At 67.0% G+C, this 21,157-nt stretch carries 21 protein-coding genes, 1 tRNA gene and 1 pseudogene; 9 read left to right on the top strand and 14 right to left on the bottom strand.

What is annotated here, in order from left to right:
* Positions 1-29: 29 nt before the first annotated feature.
* The 6 genes from ACVWWW_RS02810 to birA all read right to left on the bottom strand — a co-directional run bounded on the left by ACVWWW_RS02810 (position 30) and on the right by birA (position 6,206).
* The gene (locus tag ACVWWW_RS02810) at positions 30-281 is read right to left on the bottom strand and encodes a hypothetical protein (RefSeq protein ID WP_027083975.1); all 252 of its coding nucleotides are present in this window, start codon (positions 279-281) and stop codon (positions 30-32) included.
* A gap of 13 nt (positions 282-294) precedes the next feature.
* Positions 295-3,606, bottom strand: coding sequence for an EAL domain-containing protein (locus tag ACVWWW_RS02805; RefSeq protein WP_051235572.1), 3,312 nt, complete (start codon positions 3,604-3,606; stop codon positions 295-297).
* Between the two features lie 107 nt (positions 3,607-3,713).
* A tRNA-Thr gene (locus ACVWWW_RS02800) sits at positions 3,714-3,789 on the bottom strand.
* Complete coding sequence (locus ACVWWW_RS02795) at positions 3,780-4,451, bottom strand: hypothetical protein (protein ID WP_027083976.1); 672 nt, start codon at positions 4,449-4,451, stop codon at positions 3,780-3,782. The genes ACVWWW_RS02800 and ACVWWW_RS02795 overlap by 10 nt, the downstream gene beginning before the upstream one ends.
* A gap of 55 nt (positions 4,452-4,506) precedes the next feature.
* The gene (locus tag ACVWWW_RS02790; protein WP_027083977.1) at positions 4,507-5,232 is read right to left on the bottom strand and encodes a type III pantothenate kinase; all 726 of its coding nucleotides are present in this window, start codon (positions 5,230-5,232) and stop codon (positions 4,507-4,509) included.
* On the bottom strand, positions 5,229-6,206 hold the full coding sequence (gene birA, locus ACVWWW_RS02785; RefSeq protein WP_027083978.1) for a bifunctional biotin--[acetyl-CoA-carboxylase] ligase/biotin operon repressor BirA: 978 nt from the start codon (positions 6,204-6,206) through the stop codon (positions 5,229-5,231). The genes ACVWWW_RS02790 and birA overlap by 4 nt, the downstream gene beginning before the upstream one ends.
* A gap of 145 nt (positions 6,207-6,351) precedes the next feature.
* Between birA and ACVWWW_RS02780 the strand changes: the two genes are divergently transcribed.
* Positions 6,352-6,609: a hypothetical protein gene (locus ACVWWW_RS02780; protein WP_036143265.1), complete on the top strand. Its 258-nt coding sequence runs from the start codon at positions 6,352-6,354 to the stop codon at positions 6,607-6,609.
* A 3-nt stretch (positions 6,610-6,612) separates the two neighbouring features.
* Positions 6,613-7,374, top strand: a complete 762-nt coding sequence (locus ACVWWW_RS02775) for a M90 family metallopeptidase (RefSeq protein ID WP_456998626.1) — start codon at positions 6,613-6,615, stop codon at positions 7,372-7,374.
* Positions 7,375-7,377: 3 nt separating this feature from the next.
* Here the strand turns inward: ACVWWW_RS02775 and ACVWWW_RS02770 are convergent, their stop codons facing one another.
* Genes ACVWWW_RS02770 through ACVWWW_RS02750 form a run of 5 tightly spaced genes read right to left on the bottom strand, consistent with a single transcriptional unit; the run spans position 7,378 to position 11,339 of the window.
* The gene (locus ACVWWW_RS02770) at positions 7,378-8,511 is read right to left on the bottom strand and encodes an AI-2E family transporter (protein WP_036143267.1); all 1,134 of its coding nucleotides are present in this window, start codon (positions 8,509-8,511) and stop codon (positions 7,378-7,380) included.
* A 3-nt stretch (positions 8,512-8,514) separates the two neighbouring features.
* Complete coding sequence (locus ACVWWW_RS02765) at positions 8,515-8,880, bottom strand: hypothetical protein (RefSeq protein ID WP_051235574.1); 366 nt, start codon at positions 8,878-8,880, stop codon at positions 8,515-8,517.
* Positions 8,881-8,891: 11 nt separating this feature from the next.
* Positions 8,892-9,476, bottom strand: coding sequence for a hypothetical protein (locus ACVWWW_RS02760; protein WP_051235575.1), 585 nt, complete (start codon positions 9,474-9,476; stop codon positions 8,892-8,894).
* Between the two features lie 8 nt (positions 9,477-9,484).
* On the bottom strand, positions 9,485-9,880 hold the full coding sequence (locus tag ACVWWW_RS02755) for a hypothetical protein (RefSeq protein ID WP_051235578.1): 396 nt from the start codon (positions 9,878-9,880) through the stop codon (positions 9,485-9,487).
* Between the two features lie 37 nt (positions 9,881-9,917).
* Complete coding sequence (locus tag ACVWWW_RS02750; RefSeq protein ID WP_036143485.1) at positions 9,918-11,339, bottom strand: trypsin-like peptidase domain-containing protein; 1,422 nt, start codon at positions 11,337-11,339, stop codon at positions 9,918-9,920.
* A 454-nt stretch (positions 11,340-11,793) separates the two neighbouring features.
* Between ACVWWW_RS02750 and ACVWWW_RS02745 the strand changes: the two are divergent.
* The 4 genes and pseudogenes from ACVWWW_RS02745 to ACVWWW_RS02730 all read left to right on the top strand — a co-directional run bounded on the left by ACVWWW_RS02745 (position 11,794) and on the right by ACVWWW_RS02730 (position 16,792).
* Positions 11,794-13,958, top strand: a pseudogene (locus ACVWWW_RS02745) (adenosylcobalamin-dependent ribonucleoside-diphosphate reductase).
* 216 nt (positions 13,959-14,174) lie between these two features.
* Complete coding sequence (locus ACVWWW_RS02740) at positions 14,175-15,062, top strand: hypothetical protein (RefSeq protein ID WP_155914447.1); 888 nt, start codon at positions 14,175-14,177, stop codon at positions 15,060-15,062.
* A gap of 114 nt (positions 15,063-15,176) precedes the next feature.
* The gene (locus ACVWWW_RS02735; RefSeq protein WP_027083984.1) at positions 15,177-15,902 is read left to right on the top strand and encodes a TSCPD domain-containing protein; all 726 of its coding nucleotides are present in this window, start codon (positions 15,177-15,179) and stop codon (positions 15,900-15,902) included.
* Between the two features lie 152 nt (positions 15,903-16,054).
* The gene (locus tag ACVWWW_RS02730) at positions 16,055-16,792 is read left to right on the top strand and encodes an FRG domain-containing protein (protein ID WP_456998625.1); all 738 of its coding nucleotides are present in this window, start codon (positions 16,055-16,057) and stop codon (positions 16,790-16,792) included.
* Positions 16,793-17,145: 353 nt separating this feature from the next.
* Here ACVWWW_RS02730 and ACVWWW_RS02725 read toward each other — a convergent pair whose 3' ends face one another.
* Positions 17,146-17,367, bottom strand: coding sequence for a hypothetical protein (locus tag ACVWWW_RS02725; RefSeq protein ID WP_456998761.1), 222 nt, complete (start codon positions 17,365-17,367; stop codon positions 17,146-17,148).
* Between ACVWWW_RS02725 and ACVWWW_RS02720 the strand changes: the two genes are divergently transcribed.
* The gene (locus ACVWWW_RS02720) at positions 17,314-17,685 is read left to right on the top strand and encodes an REP-associated tyrosine transposase (RefSeq protein WP_051235585.1); all 372 of its coding nucleotides are present in this window, start codon (positions 17,314-17,316) and stop codon (positions 17,683-17,685) included. The genes ACVWWW_RS02725 and ACVWWW_RS02720 overlap by 54 nt on opposite strands.
* A gap of 61 nt (positions 17,686-17,746) precedes the next feature.
* On the opposite strand, the gene ACVWWW_RS02715 is transcribed toward ACVWWW_RS02720, so the two are convergent.
* Positions 17,747-18,355, bottom strand: coding sequence for a hypothetical protein (locus ACVWWW_RS02715; RefSeq protein ID WP_027083985.1), 609 nt, complete (start codon positions 18,353-18,355; stop codon positions 17,747-17,749).
* Positions 18,356-18,878: 523 nt separating this feature from the next.
* Between ACVWWW_RS02715 and ACVWWW_RS02710 the strand changes: the two genes are divergently transcribed.
* Positions 18,879-19,232, top strand: a complete 354-nt coding sequence (locus ACVWWW_RS02710; protein ID WP_027083986.1) for an FKBP-type peptidyl-prolyl cis-trans isomerase — start codon at positions 18,879-18,881, stop codon at positions 19,230-19,232.
* 389 nt (positions 19,233-19,621) lie between these two features.
* On the opposite strand, the gene ACVWWW_RS02705 is transcribed toward ACVWWW_RS02710, so the two are convergent.
* On the bottom strand, positions 19,622-20,077 hold the full coding sequence (locus ACVWWW_RS02705) for an RDD family protein (RefSeq protein ID WP_051235587.1): 456 nt from the start codon (positions 20,075-20,077) through the stop codon (positions 19,622-19,624).
* Between the two features lie 60 nt (positions 20,078-20,137).
* Here ACVWWW_RS02705 and ACVWWW_RS02700 point away from each other — a divergent pair, with 60 nt between their 5' ends.
* The gene (locus ACVWWW_RS02700) at positions 20,138-20,911 is read left to right on the top strand and encodes a hypothetical protein (RefSeq protein ID WP_155914448.1); all 774 of its coding nucleotides are present in this window, start codon (positions 20,138-20,140) and stop codon (positions 20,909-20,911) included.
* Positions 20,912-21,157: the final 246 nt, after the last annotated feature.

Here is a 21,157-nt window from a genome sequence, read left to right as displayed (position 1 = left end):
TATCGGCCGGCCCGGCGGGCTCCGTTGCGTCAGCGCGGCTCGCCGTTCGGCACGCCGTGGTCGTCGCTGCGCACGTCGGCGGCAGACGGCGTGCTGCGCGCGCCCTGTCGCCACGCTTCGGCTTCGCTGCCTGCGGCGAGGTCGTCGTCCTCGCGGCCTTCGATCGCCTGGCGATCGTCGATCTGGGTGTCGATGCGGTCACCGCCGCGCGCGGTCGGGTCGTCGCCACTCTGGCGGCCGATGCCGCTGACCGGCGCACCGCCGGGGAAGTTGCGTGCCATGTCGTGCTCCTCGTTACCGGGACGGTGCGAGGGTGACGCGCTCCGGGTGAGGCGACGGCGAAAGCGGCGCGATCGGGCCGGTACGCAGGCGCTGCTCCATATCGCTCGTCGGAATCGGTCGACCGAGCAGGAAGCCCTGCATCTCGTGGCAGCCGAGTGCGAGCAGCGCGTTCGCCTGCTCGTCGGTCTCTACACCTTCGCCGACGACGCGGTAATCCAGCGCACGCGCCATGCCGAGAATCGCTTCGACCACCGCCTTCTGCCCGGCCTCGCCCGGCAGGCCCTGCACGAAGGAGCGGTCGATCTTGATGGTGTCGAAGCGATGCCGCGTGAGATAGCCGAGGCTCGAATATCCGGTACCGAAATCGTCGACCGACACGCGTACGCCCAGCTTGCGGATGCCCTGGATGAGTTGCGACGCACGCTCGCTGTGGTCGAGCATCTGGCTTTCGGTGAGCTCAACCTCAAGCAGCCACGGCGCGAGCCCGCTGTCGCTCAACGCACGCGCGATGCCGCCGACGATGCGCTCGGGATCGAAGCGCGCGAGCGACAGGTTCACCGCGACCGGCAATTCCGGCAGGCCGGCATCGATCCATGCGCGGTTCTGTCGGCAGGCTTCGCGCAGCACCCATTCGTCGATCGACACGATCAGCCCGGTTTCTTCCGCGACCGGAATGAAATCGCCGGGCGGCACGACATGGCCATCGCGATGTCGCCAGCGCACCAGTGCTTCCATGCCGGAGATCGTGCGACCCGGCAGGCGGATCTTCGGCTGGTAGACGAGGAACAGCTGGTCGTCGCTGACGGCCGTGCGCAGTTCGCTTTCCATGCGCAGTCGCTGGTCGGCGCGTTCGCTCATCACCGCGGTGAAGTAGCTGTAACGCCCGCGCCCGCTCTGTTTGGCGTGATAAAGCGCGGTGTCGGCCTGCTTGGTCAGCGCGCGGATGTCCTGCCCGTCTTCCGGGAACAGGGCGATGCCGACGCTCGCCGATACATGCAGCGCGCGGCCGTCGATATCGATCGGCGCTTCGATCGCGGCGATCAGTCGTTCGGCGACGCGCGCGGCGTCGCTCGGATCCGACAGTCGCGTGAGCAGCAGCACGAACTCGTCGCCACCCTGACGGCTCACCGTGTCTTCGGTATCGACGACGCCCGCGAGGCGACGCGCGACTTCCTGCAGCACGCGATCGCCGGCCTGGTGTCCAAGCGAATCGTTGATGGTCTTGAAGAAGTCGAGGTCGACGAACAGCACCGCACCGTGGGCACCGTGGCCGATCTGGTGGATCGCCTGCGACAGGCGATCCTGCAGCAGCACGCGGTTTGGCAGGCCGGTGAGGTAGTCGTGCTGCGCGAGGTGCGACATGCGCTCGGCCATCGCGCGCACTTCGCTGACATCGCGCAATACGGTCACGCCGCCAACGACGCGTCCCTCGCCATCGCTGATCGGCGAATGCGCGTATTCGACGTGCAGTTCCTGGCCGTCGTGCCGATGCAGCAGCGCGGCGCCTTCGCGCGATTCGGGCCGGCCATCCGCGTGATGCAGTCGAACGATCTCGTGCAGCGGCTGTCCGATCGCACGTTCGCGCGCGAGCCCCGTCATCGCTTCGGCAATCGGATTGAGCGAGGTAACCGTGCGCGCGATGTCGTAGGTCACCACCGCGTCGCCGATCGAATTGAGCGTGACCTGCGCGCGTTCGCGCTCTTCGTGTAGCGCGCGCTCGGTGCGGCGACGCGCCGAAACGTCGCGGATCGCAGCGACCAGTTGCACGCTGTCGCCGGCGCGCAGCTCACTCAGCACGACTTCCACCGGGAATTGCGCGCCGCTCGCGTCAAAGGCCTGCAACTCGAGAACATCGCCCTGCGTACGCGATGCGCGTGCGTCGAGGTGGCCGCGGATCGCATCGGTATCGAGACGGTCGAAGCCTTCGACGAACTCGGCGACGCGATGATCGAGCAGGTCCGCACGCGGACGGCCGAACATGAGCTCGGCCTGGTGATTGACCAGCAGGATGTGCCGCGTCGCGGGGTCGAACAACACCATCGCATCGGGCGCGGATTCAAGCAGATGACGGAAGCGACGTTCGGCTTCGTAGCGCCAGGTCACGTCGTGCGCCAGCAGCACGAAACCGCCGGAATGCGGCAGCGGTTCGTAGAAGACGTCGAGGCGTTGCCCCGCGAGTTCGAACTCGAAGCGCTGCGGCTCGCCGGCAAGCACGCGCTCCATGTACGGAAGCACGCCGCGCGCCGCCGCTTCGCCCAACGCATCGGCCGGCGTCTTGCCGATCAGCGTTGCAGGCGTCTTGCCCTGCCAGGTGAAGTACTTCTGGTTGGCGAAGCGATAGCGCAGGTCGGGCCCGAGTTCGGCAACGTATGCGGGCAGGTTGTCGGCGATCACCTGCAGGCGTTCTGCGGTCTGCGCCGCGCGCGCGCGTTCACGATCGCGATCGGCGGTGAGCACGGCGACGAACAACGGGCCGATCGCGCTGACACAGGCCTGGAACCAGGCGAACTGAAGCGCAGGATCGCCCGCGGAGGCCGGCGACGCGAGGTCGCCGTGCTGCTGCAGCGAAGTCACCGTCACCACCGTCGCGATCACCACGACGTTGCAGATCGCGGTGGCGAGTACGCCGCGCGTGGCCACCGCAAGCAACGGCAGCGCGATGATCGCGTAGGGATGGCGCAGCTGCGTAACCGCGACGAACGACACCGCGGCCGCCGCAACGATGCAGGCCGCGAGTTCCGCGCCGCGAAGGCCTTGCGTCAGCTCGCGTCGCTCGGCATGCGAATACGACCATGCGAACGGCAGCACCACGAACATGCCGAACGCGTCGGCGAAGAACCAGCGCAGGAACAGCTCGCTCCACGATGTCGTCGGGCCCGGCACCGACGCGCCCAGCAACGCGCCGACCGCCGGTGCGAGAGCAACGGCAATCGCGAGACCGGTGAGCACGCGTGCGCCGTCGGGTTTGTCATCCAAGCCCAGGCGCATACGGCGGAACACCGCCAGCACGATGCCGACTTCGATCGCATTGGCGATACCAGCGGCGATCACCGCCTGCCAGTACTGCCACGGGAAACCTGCCGACAGCAGCGTGCCGACGAACGTGATCGCGACCATGGGCGCGACGCGCGCGTCCGAGCGACGCACCGTGTAACCGACCACCAGCGCGTTCGCGATCCACAACGAAGCGGTGCCGCCGGTCACGCGTCCGAGCGCGAGTGCGAGCATCGCGGCGAACGCGAACAGCACCGAGCCGACGACCACCTGAGGAAGCGTCGTGCGCAGTTCGAGTGCTTCCCAGCGCGATGCAGCCCGTGCGGACACGGGTGTCCTCCCTCGCGATGCCCCCCGGCCGCGACGGGGCCACGGTACAACACCGCGCGCACTTCGTCCGTCGGGCTGGACCCGACCGGGCGCGTGTGTGGGCGAGATGGTGCCGGCTGTCGGAATCGAACCGACGACCTACTGATTACAAATCAGTTGCTCTACCGACTGAGCTAAGCCGGCCCGGGGATAGTGTAGCGCCCGTCGCGGACGACTCCGGCGCAATCGATGGGCGCACCGTCGAGGCCCAGCGTCGTCGAACGCGCCGCAAACGTCGGGGGTGCGGCGACGTCGAGCCATTGCACCACGCGTGCGCCGACCGGTTCGGCCTGCGCGGGGAAACCCGCCTTGGCCAGTGTCGCTACACGTTCGCGCGCCGATGCCTCGTTCCGGTAGCGGCCGAGCGCGATGCTGTTCGGGTCCGCGCCCGTCTCCGGCATGACCAGGAAATCGCTGAAACCGGCGGCGCCGATGCGGGCGGCCGTCGCGGTCGCGGTCGCGCGATCGGGTTGCGGCAGGACGACGCGCCAGGCGCGCGGGGTACCGGCGATCTGCTCGGCGGTCGCGGTCCATGCCACCTGGTTCGCGATCGCGGTGCGCGCCGCGGCGAAGGCCGCGGCGTTCGAGAACGGGCCGTAGCGATAGCAGTGCAGCGAGGTCGGAACGTTCGTCGCGGTGCCGGCAACGCGAACCGGCGCGGCGGCCTCGCCGACCAGTTGCAGCGTCGGCACGTCCCCCGGGAGCGTGGGCAGCGACCTCTCCGTCGCAGGCGCGTGCAGCGCCCACCACGCGGCGACGCCCGCGTTGAGCACCAGCAACAGCACGAGTAGCGCACGCATCAGCATCGGTCGATTCTATCGAGCGCGGTTTGCATAACGTGGCGACGCGACGTGACGCCCCTCACGTCGTGGCCCAGCACGCGAGGCCGTCGAGCACCAGCGCGGGCGCGAATCGCGCGCCCGGCAGCCGCTCGTGCAGTGCTTGGGCGCCACCGCCGTGCAGTAGCAGGGTCGGTTCGGCGCCGAGCATGGCCGTCGCGGAGTCGTGGGCATCGCGGATCAGCGCGAGCGCGGCGCCGTTGCAGCCGGACGCGAGCGCGTCCGTGGTGTCGTCCGCCCACTCGACCCAGTCACCGCCGGCCACCGGCAGTTGCGATGCGCGCTGGTGCAGCGCCTCGCGCATGAGTTCGGGCGACGGCGCGATGCGGCCGCCGCGATGCTGGCCATCGGCGTCTACGAGATCGATCGTGAGCGCGGTGCCGACGCCGCAGACCAGCGACGCGCCGGTGATGTGGCGTCGTGCGCCGAGCATGGCGAGGAAGCGATCGACACCGAGGCGCGCGGGCACCGGATATGCGATGCGGAGCCCGGCAAACTGCGACTGCGTCCGTGCGAGTTCGATGCGGGAGCAGCGCGTGACCAGCGCGTCCAGCAATTCGACTCGCAAGGCTTCACCGGCGACGCTCGCGACATACGCGACGTCGAAGCGCGACGGCAACACCGCATCGAGCGCAGCCGCGAGCCCGCCCGCGGCATGCGGCACTGCGTGGACATCGCCGACCACGCCGTCGACAAGCGGCGCGCACTTGAGCCGCGTATTGCCCAGATCGAACAGCCACGCCGTCATGCGGCGACCCGCAGGCTGACTTCGCCGGCATGCACGCTGCGTTCGCCGCCGTCGGTACGCACGCGCAGCGCCCCATCGTCGGCGAGGCCGAGTACACGCGCGGGTTCGGTGCGGTCCGGCAGATGCAGCACGACGTCGCGATCGCGCAGCACGTCGAACTCGTTCCAGCGCGCGGCGAACGGTGCGAAGCCGTCGCGATCGAACGCATCGAGCGCCGGCAGCAGATGCGCGAGCAGCATCGACGCCAGCGCGTTGCGCGAGGGCGCATCGCCGAGCGTCGCGACGTCGATCCAAGGCTGGTCGATCGCAGCGGCCGCGGTGTCCGGTAGGCGCACGTTGAGGCCGATGCCGATCACCGCGCGCGCCGGGCCGCCGTGCTCGCCGCCGCCTTCGACCAGAAGGCCGCCGAGCTTGCGCAGTGTGCCGCCCTCTTCGACCACAACGTCGTTCGGCCACTTGAGGCCGACGGCTTCGAAACTCGCCGCACGCAACGCGGATGCGGTCGCGATGCCCGCGACCAGGCTCAGTCCGCCCAGGCGCGCGAGCCCGCCATCGAACGCACGCGAGACGGACACGAGCAGGCTTGCGCCCAGCGGCGACTGCCACGTGCGCCCGCGTCGCCCGCGTCCGCCGGTCTGGCGCTCGGCGAACAGCACGCGCGCGCCGTGTGCGGGCGCCGGCTCACGCAGCAGTGCGGTATTGGTGGAATCGATCGACCAAGCGACGTCGAGCCTGGTGAGCCCGGCAGCGACGTCAGGCGGCAGGGCGGCGCGGATCGCGTCGGCGTCGAGCAGGTCCAGCGGCATCGCCAGCCGGTAACCCTTGCCCGCGGCCGCCTCGACCGGCACGCCGGCTTCGCGAAGGGCTTCGATGCGTTTCCACACCGCGGCGCGGGTCGTGCCGGCGGTGCGGGCCAGCGCATCGCCCGAGACCGGGCCACCGGCCAGCGCCCGCAGCAGGGCGCGGTCGTCCATCGGTCGGGGCGTTCGGTCGGGGCTGGCGGGGGGCATCGAGCCATTATGGCGGCCCTGAACGGGTGCCGACGTCCGGCAGGGCCCGGCCCGGGGATTCGCGTTATTCTCACGGGGTTCCGGCACACGGCCGGACCGGGGGTTGTCCATGCACCGTACCGTCCTGTGCCTGCTGTTGCTTCTCGCCTGCGCCGATGTCGCGGCGCGCGAAGTGCGCCTGAGCAGCCCGGACAGCGGTGCAGCCAGCGACACCATGCCGGCCGCCAAGGCCGAGCCCCGCAAGCCCGCCGCACCGATCCGCGACGTCGCGCCGCCGCAGTCGCATGTGCGCCCGAGCGTGCACGGCGATGTCGGCAACGCACCGCGCGCGCGCTGGCACAGCTTCCTGCCGGGCATGTTCCGCTGACGCGTGATCGGCTGGCTTCGTCGCCTCGCGCGGCCTGATCGACCCGACACTCCGCTTCCCGACGAACTCGACGCCCATGTCGTCGCGCATCTGCCGTGGGCGGCTGCGCTCGATGCACCGCGTCGCGAGCGCCTGTCGTGCCTTGCCGCGTGGTTCCTGCGCAATCGCGCGATCACGCCAGTGGGCGATCTCGAACTCGACGATCGCGACCGCGCATTGCTCGCCGCCGCGTGTTGCCTGCCCGTGCTCGAGATCGGCGTCGCCGGCCTGCGTGGCTGGTCCCAACTGATCGTCTATCCCGACGCGTTCCGCGTGAATCGAAGTCATGTCGACGCCGCCGGGGTGCTGCACGAAGGCGAGGACGAGCTGATCGGCGAAGCCTGGGAAGCCGGCCCACTGATCCTGTCGTGGGCCGACGTGCAGGCAGACTGCGCATCACCGAACGAAGGCTTCTGCGTTGCGGTGCACGAGATCGCGCACAAGATCGATCTGCTCGACGGCGAACTCGACGGCACGCCGCCGTTGCCATCCGACTGGCATGCGCAGTGGAGTCGCGATTTCCAGCAGGCGTTCGATGCACTGACCGCGTGGCTCGAGCGCGGCCGACGCGCGCCGATCGACGAATACGCCGCGGAAGCGCCGGACGAATTCTTCGCGGTCGTCAGCGAATACCACTTCAGCGCGCCGGACGTTTTGCGTCGCGCGTATCCCGCGGTGGCCGATCATCTCGCGCGCTTCTACGGGCCGTCGCCGTTCGCACGCTGAGCCTTACTCCAGGAGTCGCGCCCAGCCTTCCATACCCTCGATGCGCGACAGCACGAGCTTGACGCACACGAGCAGCGGCACCGCGAGCAGCAGGCCGATCATGCTCCACACCCAGCCGAACACCATCAGCGCGAGGATGAGGATGAGCGGCGACAGACGCATGCTGCGTCCGAGCAGGATGGGCGTGAGCAGCTGGCCTTCGAGCGTGTGCACGAGCAGGTAGACGCCTGCGGGTGCCAGCGCCATCCAGCCTTCGAAGCGCAGGAAGCCCATGAGCAGCAGCGTCAGGATGCCGATCAGCGGGCCGACATAGGGCGCGAAGTTCAGCAGGAATGCCATCGTGCCCCACAGCAATGCTTCCTGTGGCGGCACGCCCATCCAGTTGAGCGCGCCCGCGATCACCACGCCGACCACGAAGTTGATGACGCTGATCGTCAACACGTAACGCGAGATCTCGCGTTCGATCGACGACAGGATCTCGACGGTGATGCGTTGCTGCTGCCGTGTCGGCAACAGCGCGAGCGCGTGCTGCTGCAGGTTCTCGCCGTAGACCATGAAGAAGAACGTGAGCAGCACGACCGCGAGCAACGAACTCACGATCTTCGGCGTGCTCATCAGCCAGCGATACGGATCGCTGGCTTCGGTGCGCACCACCTGCACGTTGCGCGTTTCGCCGCCGGCGCCCGCCGTGGCTGCGCGTGCGATGCGTTGCGCGGCCTGGTTCGCTTCGTGCACGGGCTTGATCAGCTCGCGCACTTTCGGTGCGAGCGAGCGGATGCCGCTGGGCGCGTCGTGTACCCATTGCGTCGCCGGTTGCACCAGTTGTTCGACCAGTACCACCGCACCCGCGAAGCCCAGCGTGATCACCAGCAACGCGCTGAGAAAACGCGGCACGTAGATGCGCTTGAGCACGCGGATGATCGGATTGCCGACCAGCGCGAAGAACATCGCGAGCAGCACCGGCAGGATCAGGCCCTGCGCGGCCCACATCGTGAATCCGGCGGCGAGCACGGCGAGCACGACAATCGGCAGCGACGCGCGCGGCCGCGCATGCATGGCGTGTGTCAAGTCGTCGGGCGGTGGGGCGATCGGATCGCCCGGTTCAACCACGGTGTGCTGCGGGGTCGTGCTCGTCATTCGTCAGGTGCCGAGGGGCACGGCGTCGGGAACCGCGGCCTGCACGGTGTCGGCCACGTCACCGACATCGTCGGCGACGTTGTCCATGTGGGTGGCCGCGTGCTGGGCGGTCGCGCTGGCGAAGAGGCCGGACAGCGCGGTGATCATCTGCATGATGGAACTGCCCTTGGCGACACTTTTCGCCGGCTCGATGCGGCCGACGACGAAGCCAGACACCAGGCCCGCGAGCACGATGCGCCCCGGCGTCCATCCCGACTTCCATGACGACTTGAGCTGGCGCCAGTCGGCCGCGACCTGGCGCTCCCGCGCTTCTAGCGCGAGTTCGGCGCTCTCGACCTTCTCGATGAGCTGCTTGAATGACGTGCCCATGGACTCGTCTCTCAGGGCGGCGTGACGGGCACGCCGACCTTGTCCTTGACCGGCTCGCCCGACGCGGTTTCGAGATTCGCATCGGCGACGTCCTTCGCCGAACGCGCGGAACCCGGCGTCGGCGTGAAGTCGGCGAGCTCGCCGAAGCCCAGACGCGCGAGCTGACGACGCGAGGCCTGCATGCGCGTGTGTTCGAAGTAGCGCATCGCCAGCCACGACGCGAGCGCGCAGGCGACGATGCTCACCGCCGCGCAGACCAGCGAGGCGGTGGTCCACGACATGCCGGCGCGGCCGACCATCATCGTGATCGTGCCGGCCATCAATAGCAGCCACGCGCTCGCGCCGAACGCGATAGCGAGGCCGACGAACGCCATCGACCGACCCGCCGCGCTGCGCGCCAGCGAGATGTCCGCAGCGATCAGCGCGCGGAAGGCTTTGGACGCATCGTTCGCTGCGGTCATGCTCGACCGGCCGGCAGCCATCACCTGTCGCAGCGATTCCTCGAGATCCGGCGGCAACGAGGCGCCGTCATGCGAAACGCCCGGATCCTTGGGATGCGGGCGCTGCGTATCGTTTGCGCTTTCCGCGCCGGTCACGGCTCGACTCAGCGGTCGTTGCCGCCGCCGCGCGCCAGCTTCGCGATCAGCCAGCCCGCAGCGAAGGCGACGCCGAAGCTCGCCAGCGGACGTTCGCGGATCAGTTCCGCAGCGCTGTCGACGAGGTCGCGGCCCTTGTCCATCAACTGGTCCATCTGCTCGCGCGCGGCGCCACCGGCGACTTCTGCGGCAGCGATGCCCGCGAGGGCGGTGTCGGCGAGATCCGCCTTGAGGTTGGCCTTGCCCACGCGCAGTTCCTCTCCGGCCGCGACGGCCGCGTTCTTGAGTGCATCACCGGTGTCGACCGCCGCCTGCTTCAGGCTGGTGCCGGCTTCGCCGATGTTGGAGCGGAAGGTACCGGTCGTCGCCACTTCGCTCGACGAACCGTTGTTGTTGGTGGCCATTGACGCTGTCTCCTGGGATCCGTGGAAATCGGGCGGGTCACCGCATGGGCAGGACGCCCTGCTGATTGCCGCGCAGCACTCGCAGCGCCAAATCTGCCGGTCGCTGCGTGAAGCCGGCGCGGAAGGCCGGTAGATCGTCGAAGGAACCGGTGGACGATGCGAGCACTACATCCCCGGTTTGCAGGCCATTCTGCGCTGCGCGCGAGCCGCGTGCGACGGATTCGACCAGCACGCCCGAAACCCCCGCATTGCGCAAAGTGGCCGGCAATTCCGCGAACGAAGCGCCGGCGAGGCGCGGATCGATGTCCGCGCCGGGCACCGCGCGCGGTTGTTCCTGCAGGCCGATCTGCACCTGCACCGGCTTGCCTGCGCGCAGCACCTGCAGCGTCACGCGGCTGGTCAGGCTCTGCAGGCCTTCGAAGTTACGCAGCGCATCGCGACCGGTGATGCGCTGGCCGTTCGCGGTGGTGATGACGTCGCCCGCGCGAAGTCCCGCCTGCGCCGCGGCGGAGCCCGCGAACACGCGCGTCACCACCGCGCCGCCGTCGGCATTGATGCCGAGCCCGCGTGCGATCTGGTCGGTGAGGTCCTGCGTTTCCAGCCCGAACGTGCCGCGCCGGATGACTTTGTTCGTGAGCAATTGCTCGGCGATGCTGTGCGCGAGATTCGCCGGAATCGCGAAGCCCAGGCCGATGTTGCCGGCGATCGCGCCGCGCGGATTGAAGCTCGCGGTATTGATGCCGACCAGCTCGCCGTTGAGGTTCACCAGCGCGCCGCCGGAATTGCCCGGATTGATCGACGCATCGGTCTGGATGAAGTTCTGGTAGCCCAGGCCCGGCAGGCCGCTGCGGCCGACCGCGGACACGATGCCGCTGGTCACCGTCTGGCCGATGCCGAACGGGTTGCCAACCGCGACGACGAAATCACCGACGCGCAACTGATCCGAATTGGCGAAGTTGATCGCCTGCAGGTTGGTCGCCTTGACCTTCATCACCGCGATGTCGGTGTCCGGGTCGCTGCCGAGGAATTCGGCAGGCAGCGTGCGTCCGTCGGCGAGCGTGATCGACACCTGCTCCGCGCCTTCGATCACGTGGTGGTTGGTGAGGATCAGCCCGCGCGCGGCGTCGACGATCACGCCCGAACCCAGCGATTCGCTGATGCGCTCCTGGGTGAGCCCCGGAAACATCTGCGCGAATACCGGGTCGTTGAACGGGCTGACGCGCACGCGTTGCTTGGAATGCACGCTCACCACCGCGGGCGTGACGCGCGCCAGCATCGGCGCGAGCGAAGGCATCGGCGTCGAGCCGACCGCGGCCGGAAGCGCGGCTGCGGTGGGAATGGCGAGCGCGGGCGCGGCCTGCGCTTCGTGGTCGATCGCCTCGCGGCATGCGGTGGCGACGAAACCGCCGAACGCGGCGGCGAGGGACAGGGTGAGCAAGGTGCTGCGGGGGGAAGCCATCACGGTCCTCGTCAGGCAGGGCGGCGGTCGCGTGACGGATGTCGCGGCGCCGCGGATTCGATTCAAGTGCATCACCGACCGCTGCCGCTTGGCGCAGTTCCCGCCACCGCTCGTCGGGCCGCCGCATCGCAGCATGGAAACGTCGCGAAAAGTGACATGTGAATGTCGTCAAGTCGTTGACGTGTGCGGGGCCGTGAGCGTAGCGTGACGTCTTCGCGCGGACCACAAGACTTAGTGGTTCACGACGGCTCGACGGGGAATAGGTTGAGGTAGCAGGCGTCGGAGCGGAGGCTCCGGCCCACAGATCCCGACGCCCTTTCGAGTGGTTTCACGGCCGCTTCGACGGACTGTCGCCCCGTGGAACACAACCCCAATTACGACCGGCGCGAAGACGGCGGTCGAGCCCAGATTATTCGGCCGCCTCGGCGCGGCCTTGACCGGAGATGACGCAGGAATGAGCACGGTGCGCCTGGAGGTAGTTGGCATGGCCAAGACCCCGAAATCCGATGGGGACATCCCGCTTCAACCGGCCTCGCTGGACATCTGGGACAAGAAGTACCGGCTCAAGGCCAAGACCGGCGCGCCGATCGACGCCGACATCGACGGCACCTACCAGCGCGTCGCCAAGGCGCTGGCGGAGGCCGAGCCGACCGGCGAGAAGCAGAAGTACTGGAACGAGCGTTTCCTGTGGGCGCTGCGCCGCGGTGCGATCCCCGCCGGCCGCATCACCTCCAACGCCGGCGCGCTGGAGCACAAGCCCGCCACGTCGACGATCAACTGCACCGTGTCGGGCACGATCGAAGACTCGATGGACGGCATCCTCGAGAAGGTCCACGAAGCGGGCCTGACGCTGAAGGCCGGCTGCGGCATCGGCTACGAGTTCTCGACGCTGCGCCCGAAGGGTGCGTTCGTTGCCGGCGCCGGCGCGTACACGTCGGGCCCGATGTCCTTCATGGATATCTACGACAAGATGTGTTTCACCGTGTCATCCGCTGGCGGCCGCCGCGGCGCGCAGATGGGCACGTTCGACGTCAGCCATCCCGACGTGCGCGACTTCATCCGCGCCAAGCGCGAAGACGGCCGCCTGCGCCAGTTCAACCTCTCGCTGCTGATCACCGACGGCTTCATGGAAGCGGTCGAGCACGACGCCGAGTGGCCGCTGGTGTTCCCGGTGCACGTCAAGGAACAGAACGACGCCTCGACCTGACGAACGAAGAGCAGGTGGTCTGGCGCGAGTGGCCGACGCACCGCAACTACGTCACGCGCGACGACGGCCTGGTCGCCTGCCGCATCTACGGCCACATCCGTGCGCGGCACCTGTGGGACATGATCATGGTCTCGACGTACGACTACGCCGAGCCGGGTTTCATCCTGATCGACCGCGTCAACGAGATGAACAACAACTGGTGGTGCGAAACCATTCGCGCGACCAACCCGTGCGGTGAGCAGCCGCTGCCGCCGTACGGCGCCTGCCTGCTGGGCTCGGTGAACCTCACCAAGTTCGTGCGCAACGCATTCACCGACCAGGCCACGTTCGACTGGGACGAATACCGCGAAGTCGTGCGCGTGTTCACCCGCATGCTCGACAACGTGGTCGAAGTGAATGGCTTGCCGCTGCAGCAGCAGCGCGACGAGATCATGCGCAAGCGTCGCCACGGCATGGGGTTCCTCGGCCTCGGCAGCACGGTCACCATGCTGCGGATGAAGTACGGCTCGAAGGAGTCGTGCGAATTCACCGAGCAGATCGCGCGCGAAATGGCCGTCGCCGGCTGGGAAATGGGCCTCGAACTCGCCAAGGAGAAGGGCCCGGCCCCGATCATGGACGAGAGCTTCGCGGTCACCGCCGAGATGCTGCGCAAGCGCCCGGAAATGGCGAAGGACGGCTTCAAGGTCGGCGATTCGATCACCGGCAAGGTGCTGCACGCCAAGTACTCGCGCTACATGCAGCGCGTGGCCGAGGCCGCTCCGGAGCTGGTCGAAGCGCTGGCCGAAACCGGTGCGCGCTTCACCCACCACAGCTCGATCGCGCCCACCGGCACCATCTCGCTGTCGCTGGCGAACAACGCGTCGAACGGCATCGAGCCGTCGTTCGCGCACCACTACAGCCGCAACGTGATCCGCGAAGGCAAGAAGTCGAAGGAAAAGGTCGACGTCTGGTCGTTCGAGCTGCTCGCCTACCGCGAGCTGATCAACGACAAGGCGATGCCGTTCGCCGAAGACCCCGAAGCCGCCCTGCCCGACTACTTCATCTCGGCCGACGACATCTCGCCGAAGGAGCACGTCGACGTGCAGGCCGCCGCGCAGAAGTGGGTGGACAGCTCGATCTCCAAGACCGCGAACGTCCCGACGGATTACCCGTACGAGGATTTCAAGGACATCTACCGCTACGCCCACCAGCAGGGCCTGAAGGGCTGCACCACGTTCCGCTTCAACCCGGCCGCCTTCCAGGGCGTGCTGGTCAAGGAAAAGGACCTGGAAAACACCACCTACCGCTTCGAGCTGGAAGACGGTTCGGTGGTGGAAGTGCGCGGCAACGAGGAGATCGAATACGACGGCGAGAAGCACACCGCCGCCAACCTGTTCGATGCGCTGAAGGAAGGCTATTACGGCAAGTTCTGACCCGCATTCCGCGACGCGCCGGGCCACGTACCCGGCGCGCGAGGAGCGCAGCGTTCCGTCGCTTCGTCAGGAACGCATCGGTCCCGTCAAAAACCCCGATGCAGTACGCGTAGTTTTCACACCGTGTTGTGCGCAGCGACGGTATAGGTCGCCGCGATAACGCTACATCCCCGTTATCCCGATTCCGCATAACAAAGCCCCGAGGAGGGCGTTCCCATGAGCAATGGAAATGGAGTGACCGCCACGCTGTCGAACGCGGCCAGCACCGTCGCCGAGACCGCCACCAACATCGGCAGCGCGATCGCCGATACCGCCAGCACCGCAGTCGACCGCGTCAGCGAGACCGCCAGCAGCGCAGCCGGCGCTGTCGGTCGCGCCGTCAAGACCGCGAAGAAGAGCCTTGCACGCACCAGCGCCGCCGCGCGCAAGGAAGCCCGCGCCGCCACCAAGAAGACCGGTGCGCGCAAGTCGGCCGCCAAGAAGGCGACCAAGAAGGCCGGTGCACGCAAGTCGGCAGGCACCGCCGCCGCCGCGTCGCGTGGCACCGCCAAGAAGGCGGGCGCGCGCAAGTCGGCCGCGAAGAAGGCCGGCGCGAAGAAGGCGACGGGTGCCCGCAAGGCCACCGCGAAGAAGGCCGGTGCACGCAAGAGCACGGCGAAGAAGGCGACGGGCGCCCGCAAGGCCGCCGGTTCGCGCAGCACGACGGGTCGCAAGTCGAGCACGCGCGTCGCCGCCGGCAAGAAGGCCGCGACGACCCGCAAGGTCGGCGCTGCGAAGAAGGCCGCCAAGAAGGCCGTGACACGTGCCGGTCGTGCAGTGAAGAAGGCTGCGACCAGCGCACGTCGCTCGGCCGCCGCGAAGAAGGGCGCTGCGACGCGCAAGACGGGCGCCCGCAAGGCCGCCGGCACGCGCACAGCTGCGAAGAAGTCGTCGGGTCGCACGTCGACGGCGCGCAAGTCCGCCACCAAGAAGTCGGCGGGCACGCGCGGCGCCAAGACGGCCGGTCGCAAGACCGCGGCCAAGAAGGGCGGCGCGCGCAAGGGCGCGTCGCGCGGTGGTTCCACCCGCGGCCGCGGCACCAGCGACAGCCGCGCCAACGCGTAACACGCAGTAACCCGGAGCCGGCGGTTCGCCGCCGGCTCCTTCGATTCCGCGACACGGCGCACCGCGCGACGCGTCCATCAATCAACAACAGAAAGCAGCACGGGGAACGGGCCGATGGCCGTCAAGATCGAAAAGAAAATCAAGGGCTACACCGTGATCAGCGCCGAAGACCGCGCGCGCGACGCCCAGGCCACGAGCCCCGCCCCGGTGGAACCCAAGACCGCCGACGTCATCCAGATGCACGAGCGCCTCGAGCGCCCCGAAGTGCTGATCGGCTCGACGTACAAGATCAAGACGCCGCTGGTCGAGCACGCCATGTACGTGACGATCAACGACATCGTGCTCAATGCCGGCACCGAGCACGAGCAGCGTCGCCCGTTCGAGGTCTTCATCAATTCGAAGTCGATGGACCACTTCCAGTGGATCGTCGGCCTCACCCGCATCATGTCCGCCGTGTTCCGCAAGGGCGGCGACGTCACGTTCCTGGTCGACGAAATGAAGGCCGTGTTCGACCCGCGCGGCGGCTACTTCAAGGCCGGCGGCGTCTACATGCCGAGCCTGGTCGCCGAGATCGGCGCCGTGGTCGAAGACCACCTCAAGTCGATCGGCATGATCCACGACCCCGAGATGAGCGAGCACCAGCGCGCCCACATCGCCGAAAAGCGCGCCGCCTACGAACGCGCCAGCCAGCCCGCATCGAACGAAAGCGTCTCCGTCACCGGCGACGGCACCAGCTTCCCGCCGAGCGCGACGATGTGCCACAAGTGCAGCACGAAGGCGCTGGTGCTGATGGATGGGTGTGCTACTTGCTTGAATTGTGGGTATAGCAAGTGCGGGTGAGCGGCTCCCGCTGAGTTACAGAGAGGGCTCCCCAGCGGAGCCCTTTTTCATTCGAGATATTGCATCACTTCCAGTTGCCGAAAACCTCGTGACCAAATGACATGCAGGATGTTCCTTCAAAGGAAGTCGACAGCCTTACGAGCTATCTCTCAGTGTTGACGCAGCTGCAGCGCCTTTCCGGGGGCGGACTTTGGTTTCGCGGCGTACGAGACAAGAGCTTTCAGCTTGTCCCGGGCCTATATCGCCCGGACGTAATCGCCGAAGAATGCTCGTTTGTCCATGCATTCCTCGTTGGCTACAAGGCACACGTGGTTGACACGCCCGACAACCCTTGGGATTTGTACAGCTTGATGCAACATCACGGGTTGCCGACTCGCCTTCTCGACTGGACTAAGTCTCCTCTGCACGCGCTTTACTTCGCCCTGCAGGGGACCAATGGCGAGAATGATTGCGCCGTTTGGGCGATGCTCCCTTACGAGCTTAATTTGCTTACGCTGGGAGTTGACGCAACATTTTGTCCAGGGGGCTTGGCGAGCCGAGTAGTTCAGACTCCAAACGGACACTTCAACCTCGACTCCTATTTGCCTGAAGCCCTCGACGCTCTGGATCACTTCGAACTCCCGCGACTTCCGGTTGCTGTAGAGGCGCGTTACACAAATGCACGCATTCGCAGTCAACTGGGATGCTTCACTCTGCATGGCTCCGATACAGCGCCATTAGAGTCCTGGTTTCCCGAAGACTCACGCCACTTGTTTCGTGTCGTTATTGCCCACCAACGTCGCCGGGAGCTTCTTGACGATCTACACGCGCTTGGGGTGAACGAGGAAACGATCTTCCAGGATCTTGACTCGCTCGTTGCTCGAATTCGCCGCGAACTAAGCCGCGGTTGAGCCAGCGTAGCCCGGGTAAGCGCAGCACACCCGGGTGCTTGCCCACCCGTTCGCACACTTCAACGCACGCCGGGTTTTTCTGACGCCACGAGGCGGTACGTCCCGGGTGCGGCCTGCGGCCTTCCCGGGCTACATGTCGCCGGATAGGCGGAGGCGGCGGATGGTGAGGTATCGGCGGATGCGCGTGCGCGACGGCACGTTCTTTTCACGGTGACGCTGCGGGATCCGCGTAGCCCAGGTAAGCGCAGCGCACCCGGGTGCTTCTCCACCCGTTCGCACACTTCAACGCACGCCGGGTTTTTCTGACGCCACGAGGCGGTACGTCCCGGGTACGGCCTGCGGCCTTACCCGGGCTACATGTCGCTGGATAGACGGAGGCGGCGAATAGTGCGGTATCGGCGGATGCGCGTGCGCGATGGCACGTTCTTTTTCACGGTGACGCTGCGGGATCGGCGCAGCACCTTGCTGGTCGACGAGATCGCGGCGCTGGGTTCGGCGTGGCGGTCGGCGCGGATGCGCGGATGCGCGTACCGCACGACATTGTCGCGGCGGTCGTCCTGCCCGATCACCTGCATGCGGTGTTGCGCATGCGCGACGGTGCGGGGGACTACTCGCGACTGTGGCAGGACATCAAGAAGGGATTCACCCGCCGCGTGTGCGCGCCGGGGCAGCCGTCACCTTGGCAATCGCGGTTCTGGGAACACACGCCGCGCGACGACGACGCCGTGGCGGCCTGCGTCGACTACGTGCATATCAATCCGTTGAAGCATGGCCATGTCAGCCGTGTGCGCGACTGGCGGCACTCGACATTCCATCGGTATGTGCGCGACGGGCGGTTGCCGGTGGATTGGGGTGATGCGCCGGACTCGGTCGCGGGCGGTTTGACGCGATGAGCGGTGCGGTGCGTCCCGGGTACGCTGCGCTTACCCGGGCTACGCGTGCTGGAAGTACGCCTCAGGTCGCCGGCCGCGCCAGCGGGTTGGGGTCGAACGCCGGATCGAACGCGACCGTGTTCTCGATGCGGGTGTCATCGTCGATGCCTTGGTTGGCGTGGAACGCCTCGGGCAGGTAAGGCGGCACACCGGAGGTATAGGCGGTGATCTCACCGGTAAACACGTCGAGCCAGTCGTCGCCCCATGCGATCGCGCGCTCCACCATGTCGGCCGCGCTTTCGGGACTATCGACCGCGAGCAGCCCGCCGATGTCGAGCGTGAGATACGGCAGCCGCAACGCGGCAAGCCCGTCGAGCGCATGGCGATGCCATGCACGTGCGGCGGGCGAACCCTCGGCCAGCTGCTCGAACAGTGGCGCCGCGGCTTCGAGCCGCTCGCGTGCAGTGGCGACGTCGACGCAGGGCAAGGCGACTTCGGCGACGCCGTCCTCGAGAAGGATCGCGCCTGGCGACAGGTCTTCCGTGCGGAAACATGCGAGCCACGGCAGCGGGAGGCCGTACACACACTCCCCCACTTCCAGCACTTCGCCGCCTTTGGCGATCGCGTCGCTCAGGGCGCGTGGATCGCTGGACTTCACCGAGGTATTCAACAGGTAGTTCGACAAGCGCATGCTCCGGCCGATCCGCGTAGTGCGGGCGCGGCGATTCAAGCAAAGCGCAGCAGCGCTGCATAGTACTGTTGGGCGTCGGCCCTCGACGTTGGTTCGCACGTGCACGCACAAACTGGACATCGGGGTCGGGTGCCCTTTCCTGGAACGAGAAGGGACGGGCAGAGTCGGCTTTCCTCGATTTCGTTAACCACGTCGCTACGAGAGACCCCAAGGGCGGCCGACAGGACGTCGGCCGTCGCCACCCGAGGCAGGATGCCGAGTGTGGCGATCGCGACAGACCGCAAGTCGCGAGCTGTAGATCCGTCGGGGAAGGTGCTTTCTTTTGGTTACCTTTTCTTTGCACCAGCAAAGAAAAGTAACTCGGGCGCGTAGCGCACGAAACGCCTCTACTCGCCCGACGAGAAACACGTGTCAGAGCGCCGCTTCTCTCATCGTGGCGAGAAAGCCGACTCCGACCCAACTGATGTTGGCTTGAGCCAAAATGCTCGCTGACCCGTTGTCATCACCCCACGAGGAACGTCCCATGCCTTTCACCACCACCGCCTCCGGCCTGCAATTCGAAGACATCGTCGTCGGCACCGGCGCAGAAGCCAAGCCCGGTCGTAACGTGGTCGTGCACTACACCGGCTGGCTGTACGAGAACGGCCAGCAGGGCGAGAAGTTCGATTCCAGCAAGGACCACGGCGAGCCCTTCATCTTTCCGCTGGGCGGCGGCATGGTCATCAAGGGATGGGACGAAGGCGTGCAGGGCATGAAGGAAGGCGGCAAGCGCACGCTGATCATCCCGCCCGCACTCGGCTACGGCGCGCGCGGCGCCGGTGGCGTGATCCCGCCCAACGCCACGCTGAAGTTCGAGGTCGAACTGCTGGGCGCGTAGTCCGCGCTAACGGCGTCGAGTTCAACTTGGCTTCTTGCGGACTCGAACATCCGAGTCGTAACGAAAGACCCGAAGGGCGGCGCGCAGGACGCGCGCCGTCGCCACTTGGCGATCCGGCGCAGCTTGCGAACCGCAGGTTCGCGCGTCGGTGAGCACCCGCCGCTGCGGCGGGCCGAAGGATGGCGAGTGTGGCGATCGCGGCAGAGCTACACGTCGCGAGCTGTAGACCTGATCGGGGAAGGTGCATTTCTTTTGGTTACTTTTCTTTGCACCAGCAGAGAAAAGTAACTCGGGCGCGTCGGCGCACGAAACGCTCTGCAAACGGAGCGGCCGGGTTCATCCCGTAAGGAAACGAACTCGCCCCCTTCTCTCACGTCACGACGTGACGCTCAGCGCGCGAGCACGACCTTGGTCTTCGCGATCGAATCGTGCCAGCCGGTGGCATCCTCGCTGAAGAGCACCGAGAACGCCTCGAAAGGAATCATGCGCGAAAGCGTGCGCCCCAGCGCCTGCCCGAAGGACGGCCCAGTGCCCGCCTCCGTAACCACACGCGTGCCGCAGATGAATTTGCCAACCGTGCGTCCGAAGAGTGCTTCGAACAGCGTCCAGTAGAGAACGAAGACCGGGATGCTCACCGCGTAGGCGCGTCCACCTTGGACAGCGTCTTGGCCACCGACGACCATCACGGGGATCATGACCAGCATGACCATCACGTAGTAGACGACGTAGTCGATCAGCATCGTCAGGAAGCGTCGACCTTTGCCTGCGTTCTCGGCGGTGTAGACGCGTTGCGATCCTGCAGCGATCACGGCATCGCCAGCGCTGTACGGGTTCTGCATTTCCATCGGTTTCCCCTGGTGTGTGGTGCTGCGTGTTGTGGGCGCCGCTGCCCCCGCAGCGACCGGGTGAGCTTATCGCTTCCGCCTTTCGGCGTCCGCCGCCTGCTCGTCCTTGGTGCCACGATCCGCGTCGGCGTCCCGGCTTCTCCGCGCCGCGTTGCTCAGGACGAGAACTCAAACGTCGCGAGCTGCATCTCTGATCGAGGAAGTTGCTTTCTTGGTTACTTTTTTTGCAGCCAGCAAAGAGCCCGGGCGCGCAAGCGCACGAAACGCATCGCTTTTTTCCCAAGTCGAACACAGCCACCTTCCCGCCCCGCTCACGCAGCGAAGGCGCTAATCGAAGTCATGCACCGTCTGCTCCCCGTTGTCTTTGCGACCGCACTGATCGCCCACGCGATGCCCGCTGCCGCCGATCCCCTCTCCATGTTCGAGGGCGAATCGCAGGGCACAGGCAGGTTGAAGATCGGCTTCGGACGCGCCACCCCATACACGGTCGACAACCGCGGCCATCGCGACGCCGACGGGACACTCCACGTCGCGCAGTGGGTGCACATGCAGGGCGAACCCGATCGTTCGCGCGAGTGGCTGGTGCGCCCGGTCGGAGACGGCCGTTACACGTTCACCCTCAGCGATGCGACTGGCCCCGGCGTCGCCACCGTGGAAGGCGAGCGGCTCTCGGTTCGCTACGCGCCCCGCCACGGCCTACGCATGCATCAGGTGCTCGAGTTATCGCCCGACGGCACGACGCTCTCGAACCATGGGCGCATCACATTCCTCGGCATCCCCGTCGGGCACCTCGATGAAACCATCGCCCGCACGAGCGGGTCAGTGACGCCGTAAGGCGGATCCCGAGTCGCGGTGGTGTCGCCCCACTTCCGCTGTCCTGAACATCAACCGCTGCGCAGCTGCGTAAGACCCGAAGGGCGGCGCGCAGGACGCGCGCCGTCCGCACCCGAGCCAGGATGGCGAGTGTGCGGATCGTATGGAGCCACAACCTGCGTGCTGTAGATCTGGTCGGGGAAGGTGCTTTCTTTTGGTTACCTTTTCTTTGCACCAGCAAAGAAAAGTAACTCGGGCGCGTCAGCG

This window comes from Lysobacter sp. HA18 (assembly GCF_054057595.1).
The sequence above is the reverse complement of the archived record's forward strand: the minus strand, read 5'-3'. Positions and strand labels throughout refer to the sequence as shown.